Annotated in this window: 8 protein-coding genes; 2 read left to right on the forward strand and 6 right to left on the reverse strand. The window is 69.9% G+C overall.

The annotated features are described in order from the left end of the window. A partial coding sequence (locus tag HYE82_RS30800) for a LamG-like jellyroll fold domain-containing protein (protein ID WP_306439659.1) occupies positions 1 to 1,265 on the forward strand: 1,265 nt, incomplete at its 5' end. A gap of 94 nt (positions 1,266 to 1,359) precedes the next feature. On the opposite strand, the gene HYE82_RS30805 is transcribed toward HYE82_RS30800, so the two are convergent. Together HYE82_RS30805 and HYE82_RS30810 are read right to left on the reverse strand one after the other, a co-directional pair. Further along, on the reverse strand, positions 1,360 to 1,944 hold the full coding sequence (locus HYE82_RS30805; protein WP_179177486.1) for a M23 family metallopeptidase: 585 nt from the start codon (positions 1,942 to 1,944) through the stop codon (positions 1,360 to 1,362). 579 nt (positions 1,945 to 2,523) lie between these two features. Then, a complete protein-coding gene (locus HYE82_RS30810; RefSeq protein ID WP_179177487.1) occupies positions 2,524 to 5,046 on the reverse strand; it encodes an ATP-dependent Clp protease ATP-binding subunit in 2,523 nt (840 codons plus the stop codon). Between the two features lie 449 nt (positions 5,047 to 5,495). Between HYE82_RS30810 and HYE82_RS30815 the strand changes: the two genes are divergently transcribed. Next, a complete protein-coding gene (locus HYE82_RS30815) occupies positions 5,496 to 6,077 on the forward strand; it encodes an SCO3374 family protein (RefSeq protein ID WP_179177488.1) in 582 nt (193 codons plus the stop codon). Here HYE82_RS30815 and HYE82_RS30820 read toward each other — a convergent pair. From HYE82_RS30820 to HYE82_RS30835, 4 genes are all read right to left on the reverse strand, one after another. Continuing rightward, complete coding sequence (locus tag HYE82_RS30820; protein ID WP_179177489.1) at positions 6,056 to 6,394, reverse strand: Lsr2 family protein; 339 nt, start codon at positions 6,392 to 6,394, stop codon at positions 6,056 to 6,058. The two genes, HYE82_RS30815 and HYE82_RS30820, sit on opposite strands and share 22 nt — an antisense overlap. 164 nt (positions 6,395 to 6,558) lie before the next feature. Beyond that, complete coding sequence (locus HYE82_RS30825; RefSeq protein ID WP_179177490.1) at positions 6,559 to 7,089, reverse strand: amino-acid N-acetyltransferase; 531 nt, start codon at positions 7,087 to 7,089, stop codon at positions 6,559 to 6,561. Between the two features lie 9 nt (positions 7,090 to 7,098). Further along, positions 7,099 to 7,647 carry a BlaI/MecI/CopY family transcriptional regulator gene (locus tag HYE82_RS30830; RefSeq protein ID WP_309144502.1) on the reverse strand — a complete coding sequence of 183 codons (549 nt, stop codon included), beginning with the start codon at positions 7,645 to 7,647 and terminating at the stop codon, positions 7,099 to 7,101. 110 nt (positions 7,648 to 7,757) lie between these two features. Next, complete coding sequence (locus tag HYE82_RS30835; RefSeq protein WP_179177491.1) at positions 7,758 to 7,931, reverse strand: hypothetical protein; 174 nt, start codon at positions 7,929 to 7,931, stop codon at positions 7,758 to 7,760. Positions 7,932 to 8,041 lie beyond the last annotated feature (110 nt).

An 8,041-nucleotide genomic window follows, 5' to 3' on the forward strand; every position in this document is an offset into this window, starting at 1 on the left:
CCTCCATACCCGGCCCCCCGTCGGCCCCCGGCCTGCCCGGTCAGCCTGCCGCGCCCGGCCATCCCGGCGGCGGCTACGGCTTCCCGCAGCAGGCAGGAGCGCCGGGCGCACCCGGCGCTCCTGGCGGTCCGGGGACTCCGGGCGCGCCTGCCGCGCCCGGGAGTCCGGGCACACCCGGCGCTCCTGCGGGTCCGGGGGCTCCGGGAGCGTCGGCGCCGCATCCGCATCAGCCGGGCGGTGGTCCTGCGCCGTTCCAGCAGAACGCCGCCGTCCCGCCCGCGCAGTGGCCGCCCGCCGGGCTGCCCGTCCAGGACACCCCGGGCCGGGGGCCGTTCCCGCCGCTGCACTCCGAGCAGCCCGACTGGGAGGCGATGGCCGACCGCTCTGCGGCCGAGCGGCGCAAGAAGAGGCTGTGGATGATCGGCGGCGGGGTGACCGTACTGGCGCTGCTCGCCGGCGGTGGCACGTTCCTGCTCATGGGCGGGGGCGATGACCAGGGCAGCGACAACGCCGGCGGCGACCCCTCCGCGTCCGCCTCGGCCTCGGCCTCGCCCTCCCCCAGCGGCTCCAAGAGCAAGGCGCCGGTCGACAACACCCCGACCGTGAAGGACGACCCCACCAAGATCCGCGACCGCGCCGGCAAGGCTCCGCTGAAGATGGGGGCCGACGCCGGGGTCTTCCCCATCGACAAGCGGTTCGAGCTCCGCACCAAGGGCAACGAGAACTCGTACGCCGAGTCCGAGAACCGGATCGTGGACACGTCCAAGAGCTTCACCGTCTCGGCCCGGGTGTGGAGCCGCTCGGCGAAGGGCCGGCAGATGGCCGTCAGCCAGGGCACCGAGAAGTCCTTCTCGTTCGCGCTGGGCCTGGACCAGGTGAACGGCAAGCCGGCGTGGGTCTTCCGCGTGCAGACCGGGGACCAGGGCGCCGAGTCCACCGTCGTCACCGTCAGCGGCGAGAGCGCCAAGATGGAGAAGACCTTCGCGCAGCTGACCGCGACCTACGACGCCGAGCGCAAGCAGATCGCCCTGTACGTCAACGGCAAGAAGGCCGGGGAGAGCGCCGTCTCCGGCGTCTTCCAGGCCCAGGGCCCGCTCCAGCTGGCCCGTGCCCGCCACGAGGACAAGTGGACCGCCGCGTGGAGCGGCGCCATGGACAGCATCCAGACGTACGACGCGCTGTTGTCGCCCGCCCAGATCGACACCCTCAAGGCCGGCCGGGTCGACGCCAAGACCCAGCCCTCGGGGGCGTGGCTGCTGTTCTGACATGCGGAGAACCGGCCCGCTCGGCGGGCCGGTTCCACTGCCTGTCCGGATGTGTCCCGGGTGGTCCCCGGTGGTCCTGGGCGCTCCGGGTGCGTCAGAGGGTGACGCCGGCGGCGCGCAGGAAGGCGACCGGGTTCACGGACGAGCCGTAGTTCGGCGTGGTCCGGATCTCGAAGTGCAGGTGCGGGCCGGTGGAGTTGCCGGTGTTGCCGGACAGGCCGATCTGGGCGCCCTTGGCGACCTTCTGGCCGGTCTTGACCTGGATCTTGGACAGGTGCGCGTACTGCGAGTACGTGTTGTTGCCGTGCTTGACCACGATGGCGTTGCCGTAGGCCGGGCCGTCGCCGCCGCCGTTGGGGCCGGCCTTGACGACGGTGCCGGCGCTGACGGCCTTGACCGGGGTGCCGACGGGGACGGCGAAGTCCTGGCCGGAGTGCTTGGCGGACCAGAGGTTGCCGCCCTTGCCGTACGTCGCGGACAGCGTGTAGCTGGCGAGGGGCTTCTGCCAGGCTCCGGCCGTGGCCGAGGCGGTCGAGGCGGAGGACTGCGCGGCGGGCAGGGCGGCGGGGGTGGCGGCGAAGGCGGCAGTGGCGCCGGCCCCGAGGGCCAGGGTCGCACCGAGAGCGGTGGCGCCGATGGCGAGGCGGGTACGACGGGTGCTGATGCGCTTCGCGGACATGAAGGAGACCTCCGGGGCCGGGGACGGGGGCAGTCAGGCAATGAGCAACCCGGCACCGCGAGCGGCGGTGTGCCGGGCTTGCCCAACCTTGGTAACCCGCGTCCCGCGACATCCCCAAACGTCCCGTTTACTACCGCGACTCGTAGGGGAGGGGGGTGTGGCGCACCCGCTTGACCGCCCTCTCGCTGGGCGAACACGGGTGGCAAATCGGATTTTCGATCTACGAAAGATGATAGTGCGCCCGATTTGTCCTGTGCGGCTTGTCACCGGATCACGACATCGGCGGCACCTGTTCGGGACAGGTTTCCTGTAGCCGCGGACCCGCGCAGTCGCGCTCCGGAGCCTGCGGACGGGCCGCCCGGACGGCCGCCTCCCCTGCCGCCGCCGGCGGTGCGGCGCTGCAGGACTCCCGTACGGCCCGCTGTACGGGCCGATGGCGCCCGGCGGGGCGGCGAGTGCGGGGATTCCCGTCCGCAGGCCGCAGCAGGCCTTCCACGCACGAGGGGCGGCCCCGGAACCGTGTCGGTTCCGGGGCCGCCCCTGGTGACTGCGACGGCTGCCCGCGGTGCGGGCCGGCCGTCAGCCCTTGCTGAGGTCCGGGCCGGAGCCCGTGGCCTCGATCGGCGGGAGGTCCGGCAGGGCCGACTTCTCCTCGCCGCGGAAGGTGAACTTGACGTTCTCGCCCTCGCCCTCCGTGCCGACGACCACGATGTGACCGGGGCGCAGCTCGCCGAAGAGGATCTTCTCCGACAGGATGTCCTCGATCTCGCGCTGGATCGTGCGACGCAGCGGACGCGCACCCAGGATCGGGTCGTAGCCGCGCTTGGCCAGCAGGAGCTTGGCCTCGCCGCTGAGCTCGATGCCCATGTCGCGGTCCTTCAGGCGCTCGTCCACCTTGGCGATCATCAGGTCGACGATCTGGATGATGTCTTCCTGCGACAGCTGGTGGAAGACCACCGTGTCGTCGACACGGTTCAGGAACTCGGGGCGGAAGTGCTGCTTCAGCTCCTCGTTGACCTTGGCCTTCATTCGCTCGTAGCCGGTCTTGACGTCGCCCTGGGCGGCGAAGCCCAGGTTGAAGCCCTTCGAGATGTCCCGGGTACCCAGGTTGGTCGTCATGATGATGACCGTGTTCTTGAAGTCCACGACCCGGCCCTGGGAGTCGGTCAGGCGACCGTCCTCCAGGATCTGGAGAAGGGAATTGAAGATATCCGGGTGGGCCTTCTCGACCTCGTCGAAGAGGACGACGGAGAACGGCTTGCGGCGCACCTTCTCGGTGAGCTGGCCGCCCTCTTCGTAGCCCACGTAGCCGGGGGGCGAACCGAAGAGGCGGGAAACCGTGTGCTTCTCGCTGAACTCCGACATGTCGAGGGAGATCAGCGCGTCCTCGTCGCCGAAGAGGAATTCGGCGAGCGTCTTGGAGAGCTCGGTCTTACCGACACCGGACGGGCCGGCGAAGATGAACGAGCCACCCGGGCGCTTCGGGTCCTTCAGACCGGCACGGGTACGGCGGATCGCCTGGGAGAGCGCCTTGATGGCGTCCTTCTGGCCGATGACCCGCTTGTGGAGCTCGTCCTCCATGCGCAGCAGACGCGAGGACTCCTCCTCCGTGAGCTTGAAGACGGGAATGCCGGTCGCGGTCGCGAGGACCTCGGCGATCAGCTCGCCGTCGACCTCGGCGACGACGTCCATGTCGCCGGCCTTCCATTCCTTCTCGCGCTTGGCCTTCGCGGCGAGGAGCTGCTTCTCCTTGTCGCGGAGGGAGGCCGCCTTCTCGAAGTCCTGGGAGTCGATGGCCGACTCCTTGTCCCGGCGCACGCCCGCGATCTTCTCGTCGAACTCGCGGAGGTCCGGCGGCGCGGTCATCCGGCGGATGCGCATCCGGGAGCCGGCCTCGTCGATCAGGTCGATCGCCTTGTCCGGCAGGAAGCGGTCCGAGATGTACCGGTCGGCCAGGGTGGCGGCCTGAACGAGGGCCTCGTCCGTGATGGAGACGCGGTGGTGGGCCTCGTAGCGGTCGCGCAGGCCCTTGAGGATCTCGATCGTGTGCGGCAGCGACGGCTCGGCGACCTGGATGGGCTGGAAGCGGCGCTCCAGGGCCGCGTCCTTCTCCAGGTGCTTGCGGTACTCGTCGAGCGTGGTGGCACCGATGGTCTGGAGCTCACCGCGGGCCAGCATCGGCTTCAGGATCGAGGCCGCGTCGATCGCGCCTTCCGCGGCGCCCGCACCGACCAGCGTGTGGAGCTCGTCGATGAACAGGATGATGTCGCCGCGGGTGCGGATCTCCTTCAGGACCTTCTTCAGGCGCTCCTCGAAGTCACCGCGGTACCGGGAGCCGGCGACGAGCGCGCCCAGGTCGAGGGTGTAGAGGTGCTTGTCCTTGAGGGTCTCGGGCACCTCGCCCTTGACGATGGCCTGGGCCAGGCCCTCGACGACGGCGGTCTTGCCGACGCCGGGCTCGCCGATGAGGACCGGGTTGTTCTTGGTGCGGCGGGACAGCACCTGCATGACCCGCTCGATCTCCTTCTCGCGCCCGATGACCGGGTCGAGCTTGGATTCGCGGGCCGCCTGGGTGAGGTTGCGGCCGAACTGGTCCAGGACGAGCGAGGTCGAGGGGGTTCCCTCGGCCGGGCCGCCTGCCGTGGCCGACTCCTTGCCTCCGCCGGAGTAGCCGGAGAGCAGCTGGATGACCTGCTGCCGGACCCTGTTGAGATCGGCGCCCAGCTTGACCAGGACCTGGGCCGCGACGCCCTCGCCCTCGCGGATCAGGCCCAGCAGGATGTGCTCGGTGCCGATGTAGTTGTGGCCGAGCTGGAGGGCCTCTCGGAGCGAGAGCTCCAGGACCTTCTTCGCCCGCGGGGTGAAGGGGATGTGGCCGGACGGGGCCTGCTGGCCCTGGCCGATGATCTCCTCAACCTGCTGGCGAACAGCCTCGAGCGAAATCCCGAGGCTCTCCAGGGCCTTAGCGGCGACACCCTCACCCTCGTGGATCAAGCCCAGGAGGATGTGCTCGGTGCCGATGTAGTTGTGGTTGAGCATCCGGGCTTCTTCCTGAGCCAGGACGACAACCCGCCGCGCGCGGTCGGTGAACCTCTCGAACATCGTTTATCGCTCCTCAGAGCGGTCGGGCAGTTCGGGGTCGGTCCCCGCCCTGTCCTTCCGCATGCTAGTCCCGCGGGGCGGGACAGCTCATTCCAACTGCCGACATCCGTCCGCGGCTCACCCCCGTGTCAGTGGGGAAAACCGGCTGCAACAGCCGACAACTGCTCCAACCCGATGGTGCGAGACGATGTTCCCGCAGGCCAGGCAGATACCCGTCACAGGTGTACGCCGATGGCGAACGGAAGCCGCTCAAATCAGCGTGTCGCCCCGATCCACTAGGAATGTCTTACCCGTAAGCACTGACGGTCCATGCCCTCGCCACCGTGTGACTCCGCTACGGGCGAACACGATTCGGTCCCGAATGCGGTTCCCACCCCATGGAACTTTACGTTCCGCATTGGTCGGAGTGCACAGCGTAACCCCGGAAGCCGTTCGGAGTTGCTCCTGTCATGGCTTTCACCGTTCCCCCGCCCCGCACCGCTCCGGAGGACGGCTGCGCGTCCTGGTACGAGGGGGTGCTGGGCTGGACCGTCGCGGGCGGGCCGCCCGCCCAGCTGGTCACCGGGACCCGGTTCGACGTGCTGGAGCTGCCGTCCGACGCGGGGGCGGAGCTGCTGCGGCGGCCGGTGGCCACCGGCCCGGTCGCCCTCATGGGCCGCAGGATGCGGTTCCTGGTGGCGGCGGGGTCCGCGGAGGAGCTGCCGGGGCTGCTCGACTGGCTGGAGTGGGGCGGGGTCGCCCTCGACCTCACCGCCCTGGGCGCCGGTGGCCGGATCACGGCTCCGGTTCCTCCCGGACGGGCCGCGGGGGGAAGTCCCCGGGGGGCCGCCGTGTGGCTGCGACCCCCCGAGCAGGGGTGTGAGGCTCTGCTGCCGGCCCTGCCCGGTCCTGGGCAGGGCGGCGTCGGCCTCCGGCCGGGAGCTGCTGCGCCCGATCTCGTACGCCTGGTCGCCGCGGCGGCGACGGAGTGCCACCGGGCACGGCTGCGGCGGCGTACGCCGGTACGGGGTCAGCCCTTGGCGTTCTCGTAGGCCTCGCGGATTTCCGCCGGAACCCGACCGCGGTCGTTGACGTTCATCCCCTGGGCCTTGGCCCAGGCGCGGATCTCGGCGGTGTCCGGGTTGCCGGAGCTCGCTGCAGCGCGGCCCTTGGCGCGGCCCGCGGCGGCACGGCCGCCGGTGCGGCGACCGCCCTTGGTGTACGGCTCGAGCAGACCACGGAGCGTTTCCGCGTTGGCGGTGGTGAGGTCGATCTCGTAGGTCTTGCCATCCAGAGCGAACGTCACGGTCTCGTCCGCCTCGCCACCGTCGAGGTCGTCGACAAGAAGGACCTGAACCTTCTGTGCCACCGGATTTCCTTTCATCGAAAAGCAGTACGCGGAAAGGAAACCGCTTTTCCCGGGAAAACACAAACCCCCCGGGAGAGGTTCAGGACCGCAGCGAGGAGGGAAACGTGCGCGATTCGGACATAGGCCACAGGTGCGCGGAGCCCGGGAAAAGCCGACGTGATCGTTCAGAGGTGCAGAAGCATCCGGCTGTTGCCCAAGGTGTTCGGCTTCACTCGTTCGAGACCGAGGAACTCGGCGACGCCCTCGTCATAGGAACGCAGGAGCTCCATGTACACATCGGTGTCGACCGGTGTCTCCCCGATCTCGACGAAGCCGTGCTTCGCGAAGAAGTCCACTTCGAAGGTGAGGCAGAAAACCCGGCGGACCCCCACCGCGCGGGCGGTGTCCAACAACTGCGCGAGCAGCTGATGGCCGACTCCCGCCCCCTTCAACTCGAGGTCGACGGCGAGAGTGCGCACTTCGGCGAGGTCTTCCCACATCACGTGGAGTGCGCCGCAGCCCACCACCCGGCCGTCGGAGAGGCGTTCCGCGACCCAGAACTCCTGGATGTCCTCGTAAAGGGTCACCGGGGCTTTGTCGAGGAGGATCCGCTGCTGCACGTACTGGTCGAGCAGGCGGCGCAGTGCGCGGACATCGCCGGTACGGGCACGGCGGATCGTCACCGTTTTTGCTGGGGCAGCGGAAATCTCGGCCATGACGGGACGCTATCGCCCCGGGTCGGAGCGGTCCGCGGCGGAGTCCCCCTCGGTGCCCGAAGCGGCCCCGGGGGCAGGTTCCGCGGGAGGTTCCGCAGCGGCCGCGGAGGGTCGGTGAGCGGCCCCGGGGGCTTTCCCGGGAGCCTCGGGGGCCGGCTGCTGCGCGGGGCCGGGGGCCTGGTCGGCGCCCGACTCCTCGTCGTGCCGGACGAGCCGGATGGCGTCGCGGAGTGCTTCGCGCTGTTCCGGGGACATCATCCCGAAGAAGGCGACCAGAGCAGCCGCGGGGCTGTCGCTCGTGGACCAGGCTTCGTTCATCAGTGCGGCCGAGTAGGCGGCACGGGTGGAGACCGCCGTATATCGATAGGCGCGGCCTTCTGCCTCCCGGCGGACCCAGCCCTTCTGATGGAGATTGTCCATAACGGTCATCACCGTGGTGTACGCGATCGACCGTTCCTGCTGGAGGTCTTCCAGGACTTCACGTACGGTGACCGGGCGGTTCCACTGCCACACCCGCGTCATGACCGCGTCTTCGAGTTCTCCCAAGGGACGAGGCACACCAGCACGATAGTGCGGATTGTGGGGAATTGCCCGGCCATTCACGCGACGCCGGGCAACAAAAACCGGGCGTACGGCCCGGAGGCCGTACGCCCGGAACAACCCGCCCCCTACGGGCGGGGCTGCGCCTGCCGAGCGGCTTCGGCGCGGGAGATGGCGGCGTCGACGGCCGCGTCCTCCTTCGCCTTGTTGGCACCGCCCTGGCTCTTCACGATCGTCACGACGAGAGCGATGAAGAACGCGGCCATCACGAACGGGGGAACGAGCGCGGAAACGTAGTCCATGGCCCCAGCGTAGCTACCCGGCGGCCAGCCCGGCCGCCGGGGGCGGGGTCGGCTTCCGGCGCGGAGGGAACACCTCGCCGGGGGTCGGCACGGGCCGCTCGGGGCGCGGC

Source organism: Streptomyces sp. BR123 (genome assembly GCF_013401435.1).
Classification (GTDB): Bacteria; Actinomycetota; Actinomycetes; order Streptomycetales; family Streptomycetaceae; genus Streptomyces.

Excerpts from the sequence above, each read along its gene's own strand:
- HYE82_RS30835 (WP_179177491.1), bottom strand. The coding sequence starts at position 7,931 with ATGGACTACGTTTCCGCGCTCGTTCCCCCGTTCGTGATGGCCGCGTTC.
- HYE82_RS30815 (WP_179177488.1), top strand. The coding sequence starts at position 5,496 with ATGGCTTTCACCGTTCCCCCGCCCCGCACCGCTCCGGAGGACGGCTGC.
- HYE82_RS30810 (WP_179177487.1), bottom strand. The coding sequence starts at position 5,046 with ATGTTCGAGAGGTTCACCGACCGCGCGCGGCGGGTTGTCGTCCTGGCT.
- HYE82_RS30825 (WP_179177490.1), bottom strand. The coding sequence starts at position 7,089 with ATGGCCGAGATTTCCGCTGCCCCAGCAAAAACGGTGACGATCCGCCGT.
- HYE82_RS30805 (WP_179177486.1), bottom strand. The coding sequence starts at position 1,944 with ATGTCCGCGAAGCGCATCAGCACCCGTCGTACCCGCCTCGCCATCGGC.